The organism is Shewanella electrica, from assembly GCF_022321485.1.
In the GTDB taxonomy this organism is placed as follows: domain Bacteria; phylum Pseudomonadota; class Gammaproteobacteria; order Enterobacterales; family Shewanellaceae; genus Shewanella; species Shewanella electrica.
On the sequence record NZ_JAKOGG010000258.1, the window covers coordinates 1 to 274 of the forward strand.

Annotated in this window: 1 protein-coding gene; it reads right to left on the minus strand. The window is 52.2% G+C overall.

The genetic code is table 11. The features are described 5' to 3' along the window. Window positions 1-207 (minus strand): SecY/SEC61-alpha family protein (locus L9G74_RS24130; protein WP_238898617.1); only part of this gene is annotated, 207 nt, incomplete at its 3' end. Window positions 208-274 lie beyond the last annotated feature (67 nt).

Genomic DNA, 274 nt, shown 5'->3' on the forward strand with positions numbered 1-274 from the left:
CAGAATCACTCGCATCCAGTAGAACGGGTCAGCTGAGTCTGAAGACATGATGCCAAACAGGGGGATCTGACAGCATACTAAGAAGATGAAGAGGGTGATGGCTGTCCACAGAACTTTCTCCTTAAACTGAATCTTTCTCTCTGGCTTCTGAATTTCCGGCAAGATGACACAGAATGGCTTGATGACTTCCAGAAATTTGATCGCCATGGCGGCGGCTGATCCGACTACACGCCCGGCCCCGACTGCGCTCCACTTCGAGTGAGGAGGCGCTGCT